This window comes from Polynucleobacter sp. MG-6-Vaara-E2 (assembly GCF_018687695.1).
Classification (GTDB): Bacteria; Pseudomonadota; Gammaproteobacteria; order Burkholderiales; family Burkholderiaceae; genus Polynucleobacter.
On the sequence record NZ_CP061303.1, the window covers coordinates 519,273 to 537,257 of the forward strand.

The window sequence follows — 17,985 nt, forward strand, 5'->3', positions numbered from 1 at the left end:
TTTGCATCACTTTCTTTTATGACCCAACACCTTAGTTCAACACAGACAATTCCAGAGGTAAGTGCTATTCCTCGCCATGTGGCGATCATCATGGATGGCAACGGGCGTTGGGCTAGTAAGCGGATGATGCCTCGGGTGGCTGGTCACTCTGAGGGCTTGGGTGCAGTCCGCAAGATCGTGCAAGAGTGCCGCCGCATTGGCGTTGAATACCTGACGGTGTTTGCTTTTAGCTCTGAAAACTGGCGTCGCCCGCCTGAAGAGGTTGGCTTCCTCATGAAGCTGTTTCTCAAATCTCTCAAGGGTGAAGTATCGCGCCTTGCTGAAAATGATATTTGTTTGCGTTTGATCGGTGATTTGAGTCGTTTTGATAATGCTATACAGGAAATGGTCCAGTTTTCAGAAGAAAAGACTGCTAGCTGTAAGGCTTTGACTTTTACGATTGCCGCAAACTACGGTGGTCGCTGGGATATTCTGCAGGCTATGCAACGTTGCTTAGTTGCTAATCCAAATTTAAAACCTGCAGATATAAGCGAAGACTTATTGCAGCCACATCTTTCAATGGCTTATGCCCCAGAGCCGGATCTATTTATCCGAACTGGTGGCGAGCAAAGAATTAGTAACTTCTTGCTATGGCAATTAGCCTATACAGAGTTGTACTTTACGGATGTCTTGTGGCCAGACTTTGATGAGGTTGAGTTGCACAAAGCCTTTGATTGGTTTAGTCAGCGCGAGCGGCGCTTTGGGCGCACCAGTGCTCAGCTTGCATCGCAAGTGATAAGTGATGCAGTTTAATTTTCTGAACCAATCCACATGTTAAAAACCCGAGTCATTACTGCCCTTGTTTTGTTGGCAGTGCTCTTGCCGATCTTATTTTTGTTGCCGGCAATATATATCGGCATATTCTTTTTGGTTGCTTTGCTAGCTGGTGCTTGGGAGTGGAGTCGACTTTTGGCTCCTGATGCAAAGCGGTCTGCATACCTTTATGCACTCTTTAGTTTGGCGATCATTTTATTTTTGCTGGGTATGCAAAACGTTAGCTGGCAATTTTCTTTATTGCTAATGGCAGTGTTTTTTTGGTTTTTTATTGCCCCATTTATTCTGGCTAAAGGCATGAATCTATCTTTGCAAAAATTGCGCCCCTTTTATGTTTTACTCGGATTCATCCTGTTGCCTGCAACCTGGTTTGCACTGGTTTTCTTGCGCGAGTTAGGGTTGGTGTTCTTATTAAGCTCTATGGCTTTAGTCTGGGTAGCAGATATTGGCGCTTATTTTGTCGGCAAAGCATTTGGTAAGCGTAAGCTCGCCGTACAAATTAGTCCAGGCAAATCGGTTGAGGGTGCAGTAGGCGGCTTTGTACTTTGTTATGTGTACGCTTTAGCATGCGTCTTTTTCTTGCCGTTCGAATCTACCCTGTTTGGTGCTTGGGCGATTCGTTTTGGTTGGATTCCCATGTTTTTGATGGTGACGGTCTTAACAGTCTTCAGTATTTTTGGGGATCTTTTTGAGTCCCAGTTAAAACGCTTAGCTGGCGTCAAAGATAGTAGTCATTTGTTGCCAGGGCATGGTGGTGTGTTAGATCGCGTAGATGCGCTAATTCCGACGATGCCCATTGCAGCTTTGCTTGCAGGATTGGTCTAGTGGTACGGCATGTTGCGATCCTGGGCTCAACGGGCTCAATTGGTGTTAATACGTTAGATGTCATTCGGTCGAATGCTGATCGCTTTCAGGTCGTGGCTCTGACTGCGGGTAGACAAATAGAGAGACTGGCTGATCAGTGTATTGAGTTTAAGCCTGCGATTGCGGTTGTCTCTGAGTCGAGTGATGCAGCACACCTGCAAAAACTATTGCTCGAAAAGAATATCAAAACTCAAGTGTTGTATGGCGCGCAAGCTCTAGTAACCGCCGTCATAGAATCGGGATGCGATACGGTCATGGCTGCTATTGTCGGTGCTGCTGGTTTGGTGCCTGCCTTAGCCGCTGCAAGTGCTGGGAAAAGGGTATTGCTAGCCAATAAAGAGGCCCTAGTGATGTCCGGTAATTTATTTATGCAGGCTATGAAAAATGGTGGTGGTGAGTTGCTACCAATTGATAGTGAGCACAATGCTATTTTCCAGTGCCTGCCAAATGAGTTTGCTAAGTCACCCCATGTAAGTCTTGGTGTTGAGGAGTTATGGTTGACTGCCTCTGGCGGACCATTTAGAAATACACCTCTCCAGCAATTAACCAACATTACTCCCGAACAAGCATGCGCTCATCCGAACTGGGTGATGGGTAGAAAAATTTCAGTGGATTCGGCGACGATGATGAACAAGGGGCTTGAAGTGATTGAAGCCTTTTGGTTGTTCGGTTTGCCACTTGAAAAAATTAAAGTATTAATTCATCCGCAAAGCGTAGTGCATTCAATGGTGCGCTATCGTGACGGTTCCGTACTGGCGCAATTGGGTCAACCTGATATGCGAACTCCGATTGCCTATGGATTGGCATGGCCAGAACGAATTGATGCGGGGGTAGTGCCTTTGAATTTGACCCAATTGGCTGATCTGAATTTTTCTGAACCTGACTTAGCTCGTTTTCCATGTCTTGCCTTGGCTTTTGCGGCCGCAAAAGCAGGCGGCACAGCTCCTGCAGTATTAAATGCCGCCAATGAAGTGGCAGTGGCAGCATTTTTAGATGATGGCCTTCCATACTTGCAGATTCCCCTGGTTGTTGAGAAAACCTTGAATGCCGTTTCACCTGTTAATGCAGATTCCTTAGAGACGGTTTTAAATGCCGATACTCGTGCAAGAAAAATAGCGCATGAGTTTATTTGCTCTCCCTAAAAAGACTGATGAATAGAGGCTTTATTTGCAAGCAATAACTTCTCTTGGCGCTTTTTTATTAACTCTTGGTGTGTTGGTAAGCTTCCATGAGTTTGGTCACTTCTTAGCCGCTCGCTTGTGTGGGGTAAAGGTGCTTCGATTCTCTATTGGTTTCGGCAAGCCACTTTTTACTTATCGCGCAAAAAATAAAACGGAATGGATGTTATCTGCGATTCCTCTGGGCGGTTACGTTAAATTATTAGATGGTCGAGATCGCTCTCAGAAAATTGCTGTAGAGGATCTGTCTAACTCATTCGATCAAAAGCCTCTTTGGCAGCGCTCTTTAATTGTGGCGGCAGGACCATTTGCTAATTTTTTCTTAGCCATTACGCTGTTCGCTTTGATTTATATATCTGGAGTACCGCAACTACCAGCTGTCCTACAAAGCCCACCAGAAAATTCTGTGGCAGCAAAATTGGGCGTTACCGAGGGGGATAAGGTTATTGGATGGCAAACCCTAGGGCAGGAATCTGTGCCTATTTCTGGTGAATTTGAGCCGGTTCCCAGTTGGAATGCCTTGCGGTGGACTTTGATGGATGCTTTGACTGGGGAGTATGGTTTTGCTTTGGAGCTAAAAGCCTCGGATGGTAGTAAGACTGTTAAGACCTTCAAGACTCAGGATTTACCCAAAATTCACCCAGAAGCTGACGCGATGAGTGATTTGGGTCTTTTACCCCGAAAAACGCCTCTAAGCGAGTGGAATGAGCTGAAGTTTGGCCCTACTCGGGCGTGGGGCTATGCATCCCACAGGGTTTGGTTAATCACCAAGGTGTCTCTGAGGCTGATGGTGGGGATGTTCACCGGAAAAACATCCATAAAACAGCTTGGGGGCCCCTTAAGTATTGCCGATATGGCGGGCAGGTCTGCTCAGGTTGGGTGGCAACCTTTTTTGGCATTTTTGGCATTAATCAGTATCAGTATTGGGTTGCTAAATTTACTGCCATTCCCCATGCTTGATGGGGGTCAGCTCCTGTATGATGCATGGGAGTTGGTTGCTGGAAAGCGGATTTCGATTTCAATGCAAGAACAGTTCCAAAAAGTGGGCTTTTTATTGTTGATATCACTATCGCTACTGGCCTTGTTTAACGATTTACAACGCTATTTTTCGCCTTGAACTTTCTGACTTCCTACCCTTCCTTGATTGCAAGATTTACATCCAAATTGCTTGTGCTTATAGCCGTTGGATTGAGTTTGAATATTTATGCTGCGGATGCATTCGTTGTAAAAGATATTCGCGTCGAAGGATTGCAGCGTGTAGAACCAGGCACGGTATTTAGCTACCTATCCGTTCAAGTCGGAGACAAATTCACCGAGGAAAAAGGTGCCGAAGCAATCAAGGCTTTGTATAGCACTGGATTTTTTAGGGATGTGCAAATTCAGGCTCAGGGCGATGTTCTAATTGTCATCGTTGAGGAGCGCCCAACAATTTCCCGTATTGAATTTACTGGAATGAAAGAGTTTGATAACGAAATCGTTCGAAAATCCTTAAAGAGTGTTGGTGTAGCAGAGGCTCGCTTTTATGACAAAGCGCTAATTGATAAGGCTGAGCAAGAGTTAAAGCGCCAGTATGTAGGTAAGGGCATGTTTGCAGCAGAAGTTGTTGCCACAGTGACTCCTGTAGAGCGCAATCAGGTTGCTATCTATTTCAATATTGATGAAGGCCCTGTCGCCAAAATTCAGGAAATTAATTTCATTGGTAATGAAGCATTTAGCGAGGGTACTCTCAGGGGCGAGATGCAGCTTAAAACCGGTGGCTGGCTTTCTTGGTACAGCAAAGATAATCTTTACTCTAAGCAAAAACTCACTGCCGACTTAGAAACGATCCGTTCATATTATTTAAATCGTGGCTATCTCGAGTTTGTGATTGAATCTACTCAGGTATCTATTACGCCTGACAAGAAAGGCATCTATTTAACAATCAGTATTCGCGAGGGTAAGAAATTTACGGTTAAAGATGTCCGGTTGGCTGGAGAATTATTGGGAAAAGAGGCTGAACTTAAGCAGTTAATCGTTCTGAAACCAGGCGACACCTTCTCATCCGCTCGCTTGACGGAGAGTACAAAAGCAATTGCTGAAGTATTGGGTTCTTATGGGTATGCCTTTGCAATCATTAATCCTCAACCGGACATACGTAGAGAGTTGTCGGAAGTTGATCTCACATTGGTGATTGACCCAGGCCGTAGGATTTACGTTCGCAAAGTAGAGATCTCTGGAAACGCTAAAACTCGTGACATGGTGGTTCGTCGTGAGATACGGCAATTTGAGAGCTCTTGGTTTGATAGTGACAAGATCGATTTATCTAAAAAGCGTTTGGGTAGGTTGGGTTATTTCACCGAAACAGATATCACTACCGAGGATGTGCCTGGATCTCCAGACCAGGTGGATGTAAATGTGAAGGTTACCGAAAAGCCGACAGGTGCCGTTACGATTGGCGCCGGCTTTTCCTCTACCGAAAAACTGATCCTATCCGCAGGCATTAATCAAGACAATGCTTTTGGTACGGGTACATCCGTTGGCTTAAATGCTTCGGTGGGTAAGATCAATCAAAACTTAACCCTTTCAAATTACGATCCCTACTTCACAGAAGACGGAATCAGTCGATATACCGATCTTTACTATCGATCATCCAAGCCCCTCTACTATGTTGGCGACCCTGATTATCAAATTAAGTCTGTAGGTACTAATTTAAAGTTTGGAGTGCCTTACACCGAGGTGGATAGAGTGTTCTTTGGGTCTGGTGTCGAGGCCTTCCAGATCCAAACTACAGTTAACACTCCCGTGCCTTATTTGAACTATGCCCAAAAATATGGAATTGCGGCACCAGGCTATCCAGGAACCTTAACCACCTATAACGTACCTTTAACGGTAGGTTGGGCGCGTGATGGGCGTGATAGTGCGCTAATTCCCTCTGATGGCTCTTTGCAGCAATTTTCTGCCGAGGTTGGAACGCCTGTAGGGAATATGACTTTCTATCGCCTGTATGGCCAGTATCAAAAATACCACTCGTTCTCTAAGGGCAATATCTTGTCATTTAATGGTGAGGTTGGTTACGGCGAGGCTTATGGTAGCAACCCTTTCCCAATTACTAAAAACTACTATGTGGGTGGTATTGGTTCTGTTCGGGGTTATGCCCCGGGCTCATTAGGCCCTCAGTACTACAACACTGTATACGGCATTTATCAGCCAACTGGTGGTCAGTCCAAGATTGTGAGTAACGTCGAATATACAGTTCCGGTGCCTGGGTCTGGCGTTGATAAAACTCTGCGAGTATTTACCTTCGTTGATGGCGGTAATGCCTTTGGTGAAAATATCAATCTAGTCCTGAGATACTCATATGGTTTGGGTTTATCATGGATATCACCGCTTGGACCATTAAAATTTAGTTATGGTATCCCGATTAAGTCTCAGCCAACGGATAATATCCAACGTTTGCAGTTCCAAGTGGGTACGGCGTTTTAATTGCTTAAGGATGGTTTTATGAAGTCTCAATTTTTAAAATGGATTCAAGTCGGCTTAATTGCCGCTACATTTTTTACTCTTCCCGCGCAAGCGTTTGCGCAAGATGCGGGTACTCGCGTAGCAGTGGTTAACTCCGAAAAAGTGTTTAATGAGTCAAATTTAGCTAAGGCGATGCAAACTCGCTTACAAACCGAATTCACTAAACGCCAAAATGAATTGCGTGATAATGCCCAAAAAATTCAGGCGGCTGCTGAAAAGCTTGATAAAGATGGTGCGATTATGAATGAAGCGGAGCGTGTACGTCGTCAACGCGATTTGGCTGATCAGGACCGTGAGTTGCAACGCAAGCAACGTGAATTTACTGAAGATCTAAATCAACGTACATTTGAAGAGCGTGCAAAGATCGCTGAAAAAGCAAACTTGGTTTTGCGCCAAATTGCTGAGCAAAGAAAATTAGACATCATTGTTCAAGAAGCGGCTTTTGTTAATCCAAAGTCTGACATCACCGATGATGTCATCAAGGCTTTAAATAGCCAAAAATAAGCTTTATGCCTACCGCCATTGAGCTGGCCGAACAGTTTCAAGCAAGCTTGATGGGGGAGGCCTCTAGTGCCTTTATTGGGTTAGCCCCACTTGAATCTGCACGACAGGATCAAATCTCTTTCCTGTCAAATCCTTTATATCGTCAGCAGGCTTCTGAGAGTCATGCGGGGGCCTTAATTGTCAGCAAAGCAGACTTTGATTTCTTGCAAGAAATCAAAGGACCTACTCCGAGTAAGCGCGTTTATTTCGTATCCAAAAATCCTTATGCAACGTTTGCAAGAATGGCGCAATATTTTGCAAAGCAAAGTGCGCCAGCATATGCCGCTGGAATTCATCCTAGTGCTGCGATAGATCCTTCGGCGGTCATCCCGGATTCGTGTCATATTGGACCGTTTGTGCAGATTGAGGCGGGCGTAAGGCTTGGTGAGCGAGTTTCTATTCTAGGTAATACAAGCATTGCTAGAAATAGCGTAATTGCTAGTGATACTCTAATTTATCCATCTGTATCGATTTATCAAGGCACTCAAATTGGTGAGCGATGCATTATTCATAGCGGCGCCGTCATTGGTGCTGATGGCTTTGGATTTGCCCCTGATTTTTCATCTAAAGGCGAAGAGTGGGTCAAAATCCCACAAACAGGTAATGTTGTCATTGGTAATGACGTTGAAATTGGCGCATCAACTACGATCGATCGAGGCGCAATGAGTGATACCGTGATTGGCTCTGGAACCAAAATTGATAATCAGGTTCAGATTGCTCACAATGTAGTTGTTGGTGCTTGCTGCGTTATTGCGGGCTGCGCTGCAATCTCTGGCAGCACAAAAATCGGTAACTTCTGCATTATTGGCGGGGCGGCGAACTTTGCCGGCCATCTGACCATTGCTGATCGAACAACAGTTTCAGGCAATACTTCCATTATTCGTTCTATTACCGAGCCAGGACAGCATTTCACAGGGGTTTATCCCTCCATGCCCCATAGTGCTTGGGAGAAAAATGCAGCGATTTTGCGTGGCCTAGATAAAATACGTCAACGTTTACGTTTATTAGATAACAATAAGAATTCTGAGTCTTAAAAGCATTTCATCATTCATTTATATTCACTTTTAAGTAGGTCATTATGAGCACTCCAATTGCGATCGATATCAATAAGATTCTCCAGTTGCTGCCACATCGCTATCCTTTTTTATTGGTTGATCGCGTATTGGAAATTACTCCACGCGAAACCATTACTGCGCTTAAAAACGTGACTATGAATGAGCCTTTCTTTCAGGGGCACTTTCCTGATTTTCCGGTAATGCCAGGTGTATTGATTATTGAAGCTTTGGCGCAAACAGCCGCGTTACTCACTTTTTCTGAGGAGCGAGCTGAAGATGCTATTTACTACTTTGCAGGTATTGATGGCGCACGCTTTAAAAAGCCAGTTCTGCCTGGTGATCAGTTGATCATGACTGCAAAGTTAGAGCGTGGGCGCGCTGGCATCTATAAGTTTGCCGTACAAGCAACGGTCGATGGTGAAATCGCTGCCGAGGCAAATATTACTTGTGCGGTTCGTACGAAAGGCGTGTAATGACTCAGATTCATGCATCTGCTGTAGTAGATAGCAAAGCTGAGCTCGCTAGCGATGTTGAGGTTGGCCCATATTCAGTAATTGGACCCAATGTCAAAATTGGTTCAGGGACTAAAGTAGGTTCACATACTGTAATCGAGGGTTACACCACCATTGGTGTAGGGAATAACTTTGCTCACTTTGCTGCAATTGGCGGACCCCCGCAGGATATGAAATACCGTGGTGAGCCAACGCAACTTATTATTGGTGACCGCAATACTATTCGTGAATTCACAACGATTCATACGGGTACCTCTCAAGATGAAGGTATCACTCGTATTGGTAATGACAATTGGATCATGGCCTACGTCCATATTGCACACGATTGCCAAGTTGGAAATCACACAATTTTCTCAAGTAATGCACAAATTGCAGGTCATGTACAGGTAGATGATTGGGCGATTATGGGTGGTATGTCTGGCGTGCATCAATTTGTACGCATTGGTCAGCATGCCATGCTTGGCGGTGCGTCAGCTTTGGTACAAGATATTCCACCATTTGTGATTGCGGCTGGTGATAAAGCCTCGCCTCACGGTATTAACGTAGAGGGATTAAAGCGTCGTGGTTTTTCAAGTGAAACCATCTCGGCTTTGCGTCAGGCTTACAAAGTCCTCTATAAGGATGGTTTAAGTTTTGAAGAAGCTAAAGTCGAGATTCAGAAGATGGTTGTGGCAAATACTGCCGACCAAGCGACTGCTGAAAAACTGGCCCAGTTCCATGACTTTATTGCCGCATCTACTCGCGGCATCATTCGTTAATTAACGGGAATACTTTGCCAAAGTTAGCTTGTGTAGCTGGCGAACCCTCTGGTGACTTACTCGCGGCACCAGTCCTTAGCGCATTAAATCAAATTCCAGATATGGCTGGCCTTCAGGTCTATGGCATTGGTGGCCCTCGCATGCAGGCGGAAGGCTTAAGCTCTAACTGGCCGATGGATACATTGAGTGTTCGCGGTTATGTTGAGGCAATTAAACAGCTTCCTGCCATTCTGAAAATGCGTAAAGAGTTGATTGCTCACCTCTTGGGCGATGGTCGCCCAGATGTTTTTTTGGGAATCGATGCTCCGGACTTTAATCTAGGGGTTGAGATTCAATTACGTAAGGCTGGTATTCCTACTCTGCATTTTGTATCCCCATCCATTTGGGCTTGGAGAGCGGGGCGGATTAAAAAGATCGCGCAAGCAGTGGATCGTATGCTCTGCATCTTTCCTTTTGAAACAGAAATTTATGATCGTGCGGGCGTACCTTCTACTTACGTTGGCCATCCTCTTGCTAGCGAGATTCCGCTTGAGCCAAATCCAAAGCAAGCCCGTGAAAAGATTGCTAACACATTACATCTTTCGACCAATGTATTTGATAGTCTTGTGATTGCTGTATTGCCTGGTAGCCGAGGCTCTGAGATTGAGTTGATTGCCCCCGTCTTTTTTGAAACAATGCAGTTGCTTGCCAGTAGGTTAAAGGGGCAGAAGCTTAATTTCTTGATTCCGGTAGCAACACCAAAATTACGAGAGCCACTTGAACAGTTGCTACTTCAAACAAAAAATAATCATCCCGATATTCAGATACATTTACTAGATGGTATGGCAGATGAAGTGCTTGAGGCAGCGGATGTGGTTCTGATAGCTAGTGGGACAGCAACATTGCAAGCAGCTTTATGGAAAAAGCCTATGGTTATTTCGTATAAAGTACCTTGGTTGACGGCGCAGATTATGAAGCGTCAAGGGTATTTGCCTTACGTAGGTTTACCAAATATCCTCTGTGGCGAGTTTGTAGTTCCGGAGCTCTTGCAAGATGATGCTACTGCAGAAAAGTTATTAAATGCCTTGCAAGATTGGCTGGATAATCCAATCAAAGTAGCAAAGCTGAAAGAGCGTTTTGTGCAAATGCATGAAACTTTGCGGCGCCCTACAGGTTTATTGGTAGCTCAAGCAGTTGCACAAACGATTAAACATACCCAAAAACAGCGAGCAGGATCATGAGTTTGGTTTGGATCTGTGGAGTAGATGAAGCAGGTCGTGGTCCCCTAGTTGGTTCAGTCGTTGCTGGTGCGGTAGTACTCGATCCGCATAATCCTATTGAGGGTTTAAAAGACTCCAAAAAGTTGACGCCAGCAAAGCGTGAGTTCTTGTATGAACAAATCATGGAAAAAGCAAAAGCGTGGGGTGTGGGCGAAGCTAGTCCTGTCGAGATTGATCAGATCAATATATTACAAGCAACCATGTTAGCGATGCGACGTGCTATTGAGGATTTAACGACTCGATTAGGATGCTGGCCAAATAAGGCTTTGATCGATGGCAACCGTTGTCCAGAGTTACCAATTTCTGCCGAAGCGATTATCAAAGGCGATGCGAAAGAGCCGGCAATTTCAGCGGCTTCTATCTTGGCCAAAGTAACGCGCGATCGTCAAATGCAACTTCTGCATGAGCGTCATCCAGAATATGGTTTTGCTCAGCATATGGGATACCCGACTCAGGCGCATTTTGCCGCCCTTCAGAAATTCGGTGCTTGCTCTGAACATCGCAAAAGTTTTGCGCCTGTTCGTAAAGTCCTGGAAGCAATTGCTGGGTAATTTGATATGAACTTTGAACTTATCACCTCAAAAGAGAATCCATTATTCAAAGAAATTCGACTCTTACAAGCTGCAGGTGCAAAGGGTCAAAAGGCGAGATTAGCAGGCGGACATGCTTTGCTCGAAGGCATCCATCTCATACAAACTTGGGTAGGTGATCCTGCTCTTAAGACAATATTGACCTCAGATCTGGGGCTCAAGAATGCTGAAATTGCTGAAGCGGTTTATGCGCATATTGAGATCTGCCCTGATACCAAGGTGTATCAATTGGATGGTGTCTTATGGAGTTTGCTGAGTGATTTGGTTAATGCGCCCCATATTGGAGGGTTATTGGACCTGCCTAAATCCTGCCTTGTTTCACCACAGTCGATAGCAACGCTTGAGGGCGATGTCATTATTTTGGATCGCGTGCAAGATGCGGGCAATGTGGGCTCTATCTTGCGTAGCGCTGCGGCAGCGGGTTTTACGAAAGTGCTGGCTTTATCGGGATGCGCCCATTTATGGTCTAGCAAGGTCTTGCGTGCCGGTATGGGCGCACATCGTCTATTGGATCTTTATGAGGGATGGTCGACCCAGCAAGTTTTGAGTGCGGTAACGGCGCCAATGTTGGCCACTACAGCAGATGCTGAATGTGACCTCTATCAATTAAAAAACGACTTATTGCATCCGGTAGCCTGGGTGATGGGCAGTGAAGGTCAAGGCGTTTCGGAGGAGATCTTGGCCCAAGCGAAGAGTGTATCGATTCCAATTGATTCTAGAGTGGAATCGCTTAACGTCTCTACGGCTGCAGCAATTTGTCTATTTGAGACGGTGCGCGTAAGACGTAGTTAGATCAATCTAATGGCTAACCTAAGATCGTTTTATCCGACTTAATAGCCTGTAAAACGGTTGTCGCAATTTCTTCAATAGACTTGCTGGTGGTTAATACCCAAGGGATCGATTGCTTTTTCATCATTGCGGTTGCTTCATTAATTTCATAGCGACAATTCTCCAGTTTGGCATAGTTGCTGCCAGGTCGACGTTCATTTCTGATCTCAGATAAACGCTCGGCATCGATCATCAGGCCAAAAATCTTTTGACGGTGAGGCACCAAATCTTTAGGGAGTTGTCCACGTTCGAAGTCTTCGGGTATTAAAGGGTAGTTAGCTGCCTTTAAGCCGTATTGCATAGCAAGGTAAAGGCTGGTAGGGGTCTTACCAACCCTGGAAATACCTACCAAGATGACATCTGCCTCGGCTAAGTTCTGGTTAGATTGCCCATCATCATGGGCTAGCGAGTAGTTGATCGCCTCAATTCGATTCTTGTAGGCCTCAGTATCAGCATTGTGATGGAGGCGATTCATGGCATGGGTAGATTTCATTCCCAGCGCAGCTTCTAGAGGAGCAACGAAGGTTTGGAACATGTCCAGAATCAGACCATTGGCCTTGGCGACGATAGAGTTCAGTTCGGAATTCACCAAAGTGGTGAAGACAATGGGCTGAACCCCGTATTTACTTGCCGCTTGGTTGATGCTGCTGACGGCTTCATGGGCTTTATCTACGCTATCCACAAAGGGGACGCGAATGTGCTTAAAGGAGGCTTCAAATTGGGCCAAAATCGACTGGCTAAAGTTCTCGGCGGTAATACCAGTGCCGTCTGAGACGATAAAAACAATGCGGGTTTCTGTAGACATCAATTTGGCCTAAACGTGGGGGTCAGCACTACAATAGAATCATATTAAAGTAAGTCGCATTTTAGGCGACAGCTAGACCAGTTTCCTTATCTTTAGAGAGTATTTTATGTCCAACCAACAGCAACAAAATAGCAGTGTGGCAGATGCCTATGTATTGCCTTTTGAGCAACTTCGCATGACAGATGTGGAATCCGTCGGCGGTAAGAATGCTTCCTTAGGTGAGATGATTTCTCAGTTAGCCTCAACTGGGGTTCGTGTTCCAACTGGTTTTGCAACAACTGCACTAGCATTTCGTGACTTCTTAAAGCATAACAATCTGACTGAGCGTATTCAAAAGCGTTTGGAAGGTCTCAACATTGATGATGTCCGCGCCTTGGCCCAAGCTGGTGCTGAGATTCGTCAGTGGATTGAAACAGCCCCATTTCAGCCAAAGCTTGAAGAAGAGATTCGTAAAGCTTTTGCAACTTTGGATGATTCTGGCAAAGGATCCTTTGCTGTGCGTTCATCTGCTACTGCAGAAGACCTCCCAGATGCTTCTTTTGCTGGTCAGCAAGAGACTTTCTTGAACGTTGAAGGCATCGAAGATGTTCTCAAGAAGATCCGTGAAGTATTTGCCTCCCTATATAACGATCGTGCAATCTCTTATCGGGTACACAAGGGCTTTGCCCACGCAGAAGTAGCCTTATCTGCTGGTATTCAGCGTATGGTGCGCTCTGACCTCGGCGCTGCTGGCGTGATGTTTACTTTGGATACTGAGTCTGGTTTTGAGGATGTTGTATTCATCACCTCAAGCTACGGCTTAGGTGAGACTGTTGTGCAGGGCGCGGTGAACCCAGATGAGTTTTATGTCTTTAAGACAACGCTGGCTCAAGGTAAAAAAGCGATCATTCGTCGTGCACTTGGTTCAAAATTAATTCAGATGCAATTTGCACCTAAAGGTTCTGCTGAGAAAGTGCAAACGGTTGATGTCACTCCAGAGAAGCGTAATCGTTTCTCATTAGAAGACGCTGATATCACTGAGTTAGCTAAGTACGCTGTCATTATTGAGAAACACTACGGCCGCCCAATGGACATTGAGTGGGGTAAAGACGGTCAAGATGGTCGCATCTATATTCTTCAAGCGCGCCCCGAGACCGTGAAGAGTCAAGCTGCTGGTCAAGTTGAGATGCGTTACAAGCTCAAAGGAAGCTCAAAGGTTTTGGCAAAAGGTCGCGCCATTGGTCAGAAGATTGGTGCGGGCCCTGTTCGCATCATTCGTGATCCAAGCGAGATGGACCGTGTTCAGCCAGGCGATGTGTTAGTTGCAGACATGACTGATCCAAACTGGGAGCCGGTGATGAAGCGTGCTTCAGCGATTGTGACTAATCGTGGTGGTCGCACTTGTCACGCGGCGATTATTGCTCGTGAGTTAGGTGTTCCTGCAGTTGTTGGTTGCGGTGATGCTACTGAACAACTCCAGGATGGTATGGTGGTGACGGTCTCTTGCGCAGAAGGTGATGAAGGTCATATCTATGATGGCTTGATCGAGACAGAGGTAACTGAAGTTTCTCGCGGTGTATTGCCTGAGATTCCAGTGAAGATCACCATGAACATTGGTAATCCTCAGTTGGCATTTGATTTCTGTCAAATTCCAAATGCGGGTGTCGGCTTAGCCCGTCTCGAGTTCATCATCAATAACTATATCGGCGTGCATCCACGCGCTGTTCTTGAGTATCCAAATATTGATCCTGATCTTAAACGCGCAGTAGAAAGTGTTGCTCGTGGATATGCCAGCCCACGTCAGTTCTATGAAGATAAATTAGTTGAAGGCGTGGCAACAATTGCTGCAGCTTTCTATCCAAAGCCAGTCATTGTGCGTTTGTCTGACTTCAAATCAAACGAATACAAGAAGCTCATTGGCGGTTCACGTTATGAGCCGGATGAAGAAAATCCAATGTTAGGATTCCGTGGTGCATCCCGTTACGTTTCTGAAGAGTTTGGCGAAGCTTTTGCCTTAGAGTGCTCTGCAATGAAGCGTGTTCGGGAGGATATGGGATTAGATAACGTAGAGATTATGGTTCCGTTTGTGCGGACTATTCCTCAAGCTCAACGCGTCATTGCGATGATGGAGAAGTTTGGTCTCAAGCGTGGCGTGAATGGCCTTCGTTTGATTATGATGTGTGAAATTCCATCAAATGCCATTCTGGCGGATCAATTCCTTGAGTACTTTGATGGCTTCTCTATCGGCTCAAACGATATGACACAACTGACCTTGGGATTAGATCGTGATTCCGGTATGGAATTATTAGCAATTGACTTTGACGAGCGTGATCCGGCAGTTGAGTTCATGATTGCTCGCTCAATCGATGCCTGCCGCAAACAAAATAAATATGTCGGTATTTGCGGCCAGGGGCCTTCAGATCATCCAGATTTCGCGCGTTGGTTAGTAGAGAAGGGCATTACTTCCATCTCTCTGAATCCAGATAGCGTAGTTGAAACTTGGGAAATGTTAGGTAAGAGTTTGAAGGCTTAAGCCAAATTCTCCTAAGAGGTACAGCAAAAAAGCCTAGATTTGATCTAGGCTTTTTTCTTAACAGAAACTTTTTTTCGAGTTTGAGTTACGGGCTTAGCTACTTTGCTAGAAGGCTTTCTAGCAGGTTGTCGATGTATAGGAACAGCCCCCATTTTTTTTGCTGGCTCTGATATTGAGCTTGATTTATTGGCACCACTCCAGCTTGGTTCAGCAATTGAGTTAAAGGCCGCTCTGAGTTTTTCACCCCAAAGACGATGAATCATCTGGAAGTAGGGATTGGACTCATCTAGGGTCACTAGCTTGCTAGCCTTAAAGGAGTTTTTCTCATAAACCAATAGGTCTAACGGGAGGCCAACAGAAATATTACTGTTGAGTGTGGAGTCCATAGAGATGAGAGCGCACTTCGTGGCAAGGTTTAGTGGCGTAGAAAAATTCACCACGCGATCCAGAATAGGTTTGCCATACTTAGATTCACCTATTTGAAAATAGCAAGTCTCTGGGGTTGCTTCAATAAAGTTACCGGCAGAGTAAATATTAAAGAGGCGCGGACTTTCCCCTTTTACCTGACCACCAAAAATCAGGTTGCAGTTGAAGTCAATGCCAGCCTTTTCAAGGGCTTTATGATCTCGTTCGTAAACTTGCTTAATGGCATTACCTACAACTACTGCTGCATCATGTGCATTCTCAACATTCCATAGATTTTTGCCATCCAGAAGTTGGCCTTGCAACAAAATTTCTTTGACGGCTTGGGTAATGGCAAGATTGCCAGCACTCATGAGCGTGAAAAAACGATCCTTATCTTTTTGAAACAGAGTCATTTTTCTGAAAGTGCCGATTTGATCTACTCCGGCATTCGTTCGGGTATCCGACAAAAATACTAGACCATCTTTCAGGCAAAGCCCAACGCAATACGTCATATACCCATTCCCCTTAAATAATTAGCTAAGATTATCTCTTAAATGACTCTCAGGATTTAGGGTAGTTGAGTAATAGAGATGGCGGCACTGAGCTCCTCGCCCCCACCACCTGTACGAACACCTTTGACCGGTGCTGCAGAGTAGTAGTCACGACCAATAGCTAAGCGAATATGTCTCGAGTCAACCAAGCAGGCATGGGTGATATCGACGCTGACCCAAATTCCTTTTTCAATATCGCTGCAGAAATCAATCCAAGCGTGACTAGCCAAATTAGGAGATTCTTCGGCGAAAAAATAGCCGCTCACATAGCGCGCTGGTATTCCGGAGGCGCGACATAGACTCAACATAATATGGGAATGATCTTGGCAGACACCAGATTTCATAGCAAAGGATTGGGCAGCAGTAGTAGCAAAGTTAGTCTGCCCTGGGGTATACACAATTAAACCCTGAACAGCTTCAGCGAGCTTGATAATTTGATCAACAGTATTTTTCTTGGGAAGACTGTATGAGAAATACTCCAGCATTTCATCTGTTGGCTCTGTCAGACTGGTCTGCTGCAGCAGGTAATAAGGCGAAACTGCATTGAGTTCATCGCGAACCTCAAATGCATCTCGAGTATGTACTTCACCTTCTGCCTCAATCATCATCGACGTATAAGGGCTCTCTTGGACAAAGACGCTACAAGCATTACCAAAAGTATCTATAGAGTTAGACGCCTTAATGGGCGTGCTTACCCTCCACTTATCTACTTGTTGACCAGCAACGTTTGGCGGTGTCAAGCGTAATTCTTGGATAGAGTAGCGCACTGGGGTTTCATAGCGATACTCAGTACGGTGGCGAATTTTTAGATGCATATATTCTTTGTTGGATCTTAGGCAACTGCTAACGGAATGAGGTAGGCGTTACTGAACTCATCTGCAATATGATTAATGCGTTCTAGGAAGGCTTCCATAAACTCTTCTAGCCCTTGTTCAAAAACCTCGTCAATGTCAGAGTAATCCAAACTTGCCTTGAGCTTACCGAGCAAGCGCTCGATTTCTTTAGACTGTTGATTCTTGACTTCAGATATCAATGGAATGAGTTCATTCACGCAGCAGACTAGTGAACGAGGCATCTGTTTATTAAAGATCAAGAGTTGGGCGACCTGTTTAGGTGTTACTTGATCAGAGTAAATTTGACGGTAGATCTCAAAAGCCGAAACGGATCGCAATAGTGCAGCCCAGTGATAGAAATCAAAGAACTCGCCATCGGTGCCATCTTCAGCAGTTTTGCTAGGGCTTAATACTTTGAGTGTTGCCTGATCTTCATACTTCGTTTCTAAAATACGGGCAGTATTATCGGCGCGCTCTAGTAGCGTTCCCACATTAATGAAGTAGAAGGCCTCGTTCTTCAGCATGGTTCCATGCATTACCCCCCTAAAGAGATGGCAACGATGCTTAACCCATTCCAATAGTCTACTAGGATCTGCTTGATGCCTAGCTTCTGGGATGCGTTGTAATTCCAGCCAGGTAGTATTTTGGGTTTCCCAAACTTCAGAGGTAATCTTGCCCCGAATCACGCGGGCATTTTCACGAGCAGCATATAGGCAAGAAACAATACTAGAGGGATTGCTGGTTTCATAGATCATGAAATCTAAAACATTCTCACGATTCACAAAATCATATTTGCTTAAGAAAGCTTCCTCTAATTTTGAGATGGTGAGTAACTTTTTCCAACTTTGTTCTAAAAACTCAGTAGGCTGTGGTAGCAGAGAGGTTTGATGGTTGACGTCCAACATGCGGGCAGTATTTTCTGCACGCTCTGTGTAGCGAGCCATCCAATATAGACAATCAGCAGTGCGGCTTAACATG

At 45.2% G+C, this 17,985-nt stretch carries 17 protein-coding genes; 13 read left to right on the plus strand and 4 right to left on the minus strand.

Annotated elements, in window-relative coordinates:
- Nucleotides 1–18: 18 nt before the first annotated feature.
- Genes uppS through ICV38_RS02790 form a run of 12 tightly spaced genes read left to right on the plus strand, consistent with a single transcriptional unit; the run spans nucleotide 19 to nucleotide 11,865 of the window.
- On the plus strand, nucleotides 19–792 hold the full coding sequence (uppS, locus tag ICV38_RS02735; RefSeq protein WP_215382216.1) for a polyprenyl diphosphate synthase: 774 nt from the start codon (nucleotides 19–21) through the stop codon (nucleotides 790–792).
- 18 nt (nucleotides 793–810) lie between these two features.
- Nucleotides 811–1,638 carry a phosphatidate cytidylyltransferase gene (locus ICV38_RS02740; RefSeq protein ID WP_215382217.1) on the plus strand — a complete coding sequence of 276 codons (828 nt, stop codon included), beginning with the start codon at nucleotides 811–813 and terminating at the stop codon, nucleotides 1,636–1,638.
- Nucleotides 1,638–2,819 carry a 1-deoxy-D-xylulose-5-phosphate reductoisomerase gene (gene ispC / locus ICV38_RS02745; protein ID WP_215382219.1) on the plus strand — a complete coding sequence of 394 codons (1,182 nt, stop codon included), beginning with the start codon at nucleotides 1,638–1,640 and terminating at the stop codon, nucleotides 2,817–2,819. Before ICV38_RS02740 ends, ispC begins: the two co-directional genes overlap by 1 nt.
- A 25-nt stretch (nucleotides 2,820–2,844) precedes the next feature.
- Nucleotides 2,845–3,972 carry an RIP metalloprotease gene (locus tag ICV38_RS02750; protein ID WP_215382220.1) on the plus strand — a complete coding sequence of 376 codons (1,128 nt, stop codon included), beginning with the start codon at nucleotides 2,845–2,847 and terminating at the stop codon, nucleotides 3,970–3,972.
- Between the two features lie 26 nt (nucleotides 3,973–3,998).
- Nucleotides 3,999–6,317, plus strand: coding sequence for an outer membrane protein assembly factor BamA (gene bamA, locus ICV38_RS02755; RefSeq protein ID WP_371819247.1), 2,319 nt, complete (start codon nucleotides 3,999–4,001; stop codon nucleotides 6,315–6,317).
- 18 nt (nucleotides 6,318–6,335) lie between these two features.
- Nucleotides 6,336–6,860, plus strand: coding sequence for an OmpH family outer membrane protein (locus tag ICV38_RS02760; RefSeq protein WP_215382223.1), 525 nt, complete (start codon nucleotides 6,336–6,338; stop codon nucleotides 6,858–6,860).
- Nucleotides 6,861–6,865: 5 nt separating this feature from the next.
- Nucleotides 6,866–7,933: a UDP-3-O-(3-hydroxymyristoyl)glucosamine N-acyltransferase gene (lpxD, locus tag ICV38_RS02765; RefSeq protein WP_215382224.1), complete on the plus strand. Its 1,068-nt coding sequence runs from the start codon at nucleotides 6,866–6,868 to the stop codon at nucleotides 7,931–7,933.
- Between the two features lie 44 nt (nucleotides 7,934–7,977).
- Nucleotides 7,978–8,427 (plus strand): 3-hydroxyacyl-ACP dehydratase FabZ, encoded by a 450-nt coding sequence (fabZ, locus tag ICV38_RS02770; protein ID WP_215382226.1) that lies wholly within the window; start codon nucleotides 7,978–7,980, stop codon nucleotides 8,425–8,427.
- Complete coding sequence (gene lpxA, locus ICV38_RS02775; RefSeq protein ID WP_215382228.1) at nucleotides 8,427–9,224, plus strand: acyl-ACP--UDP-N-acetylglucosamine O-acyltransferase; 798 nt, start codon at nucleotides 8,427–8,429, stop codon at nucleotides 9,222–9,224. Before fabZ ends, lpxA begins: the two co-directional genes overlap by 1 nt.
- 14 nt (nucleotides 9,225–9,238) lie before the next feature.
- A complete protein-coding gene (gene lpxB / locus ICV38_RS02780) occupies nucleotides 9,239–10,444 on the plus strand; it encodes a lipid-A-disaccharide synthase (protein ID WP_215382229.1) in 1,206 nt (401 codons plus the stop codon).
- Complete coding sequence (gene rnhB / locus ICV38_RS02785) at nucleotides 10,441–11,034, plus strand: ribonuclease HII (protein WP_215382231.1); 594 nt, start codon at nucleotides 10,441–10,443, stop codon at nucleotides 11,032–11,034. Before lpxB ends, rnhB begins: the two co-directional genes overlap by 4 nt.
- A 6-nt stretch (nucleotides 11,035–11,040) precedes the next feature.
- Complete coding sequence (locus tag ICV38_RS02790) at nucleotides 11,041–11,865, plus strand: RNA methyltransferase (RefSeq protein WP_215382232.1); 825 nt, start codon at nucleotides 11,041–11,043, stop codon at nucleotides 11,863–11,865.
- 13 nt (nucleotides 11,866–11,878) lie between these two features.
- On the opposite strand, the gene ICV38_RS02795 is transcribed toward ICV38_RS02790, so the two are convergent.
- Nucleotides 11,879–12,706 (minus strand): pyruvate, water dikinase regulatory protein, encoded by an 828-nt coding sequence (locus ICV38_RS02795; RefSeq protein WP_215382233.1) that lies wholly within the window; start codon nucleotides 12,704–12,706, stop codon nucleotides 11,879–11,881.
- 106 nt (nucleotides 12,707–12,812) lie between these two features.
- Between ICV38_RS02795 and ppsA the strand changes: the two genes are divergently transcribed.
- Nucleotides 12,813–15,218, plus strand: a complete 2,406-nt coding sequence (ppsA, locus tag ICV38_RS02800; RefSeq protein WP_215382235.1) for a phosphoenolpyruvate synthase — start codon at nucleotides 12,813–12,815, stop codon at nucleotides 15,216–15,218.
- A 44-nt stretch (nucleotides 15,219–15,262) separates the two neighbouring features.
- On the opposite strand, the gene ICV38_RS02805 is transcribed toward ppsA, so the two are convergent.
- From ICV38_RS02805 to ICV38_RS02815, 3 genes are read right to left on the minus strand one after another with little or no spacing between them, the layout of a single operon-like run.
- A complete protein-coding gene (locus ICV38_RS02805; RefSeq protein ID WP_215382236.1) occupies nucleotides 15,263–16,135 on the minus strand; it encodes a proteasome-type protease in 873 nt (290 codons plus the stop codon).
- A 56-nt stretch (nucleotides 16,136–16,191) separates the two neighbouring features.
- A complete protein-coding gene (locus ICV38_RS02810; protein ID WP_215382238.1) occupies nucleotides 16,192–16,989 on the minus strand; it encodes a transglutaminase family protein in 798 nt (265 codons plus the stop codon).
- Between the two features lie 17 nt (nucleotides 16,990–17,006).
- Nucleotides 17,007–17,984: an alpha-E domain-containing protein gene (locus ICV38_RS02815; RefSeq protein ID WP_215382239.1), complete on the minus strand. Its 978-nt coding sequence runs from the start codon at nucleotides 17,982–17,984 to the stop codon at nucleotides 17,007–17,009.
- Nucleotide 17,985 lies beyond the last annotated feature (1 nt).

What these genes read in the sequence shown, in the direction of transcription:
- uppS (WP_215382216.1), top strand. Translation starts at nt 19, where the DNA reads ATGACCCAACACCTTAGTTCAACACAGACAATTCCAGAGGTAAGTGCT.
- ICV38_RS02740 (WP_215382217.1), top strand. Translation starts at nt 811, where the DNA reads ATGTTAAAAACCCGAGTCATTACTGCCCTTGTTTTGTTGGCAGTGCTC.
- ICV38_RS02760 (WP_215382223.1), top strand. Translation starts at nt 6,336, where the DNA reads ATGAAGTCTCAATTTTTAAAATGGATTCAAGTCGGCTTAATTGCCGCT.
- lpxD (WP_215382224.1), top strand. Translation starts at nt 6,866, where the DNA reads ATGCCTACCGCCATTGAGCTGGCCGAACAGTTTCAAGCAAGCTTGATG.
- fabZ (WP_215382226.1), top strand. Translation starts at nt 7,978, where the DNA reads ATGAGCACTCCAATTGCGATCGATATCAATAAGATTCTCCAGTTGCTG.
- lpxA (WP_215382228.1), top strand. Translation starts at nt 8,427, where the DNA reads ATGACTCAGATTCATGCATCTGCTGTAGTAGATAGCAAAGCTGAGCTC.
- rnhB (WP_215382231.1), top strand. Translation starts at nt 10,441, where the DNA reads ATGAGTTTGGTTTGGATCTGTGGAGTAGATGAAGCAGGTCGTGGTCCC.
- ICV38_RS02790 (WP_215382232.1), top strand. Translation starts at nt 11,041, where the DNA reads ATGAACTTTGAACTTATCACCTCAAAAGAGAATCCATTATTCAAAGAA.
- ICV38_RS02795 (WP_215382233.1), bottom strand. Translation starts at nt 12,706, where the DNA reads ATGTCTACAGAAACCCGCATTGTTTTTATCGTCTCAGACGGCACTGGT.
- ppsA (WP_215382235.1), top strand. Translation starts at nt 12,813, where the DNA reads ATGTCCAACCAACAGCAACAAAATAGCAGTGTGGCAGATGCCTATGTA.
- ICV38_RS02805 (WP_215382236.1), bottom strand. Translation starts at nt 16,135, where the DNA reads ATGACGTATTGCGTTGGGCTTTGCCTGAAAGATGGTCTAGTATTTTTG.
- ICV38_RS02810 (WP_215382238.1), bottom strand. Translation starts at nt 16,989, where the DNA reads ATGCATCTAAAAATTCGCCACCGTACTGAGTATCGCTATGAAACCCCA.
- ICV38_RS02815 (WP_215382239.1), bottom strand. Translation starts at nt 17,984, where the DNA reads ATGTTAAGCCGCACTGCTGATTGTCTATATTGGATGGCTCGCTACACA.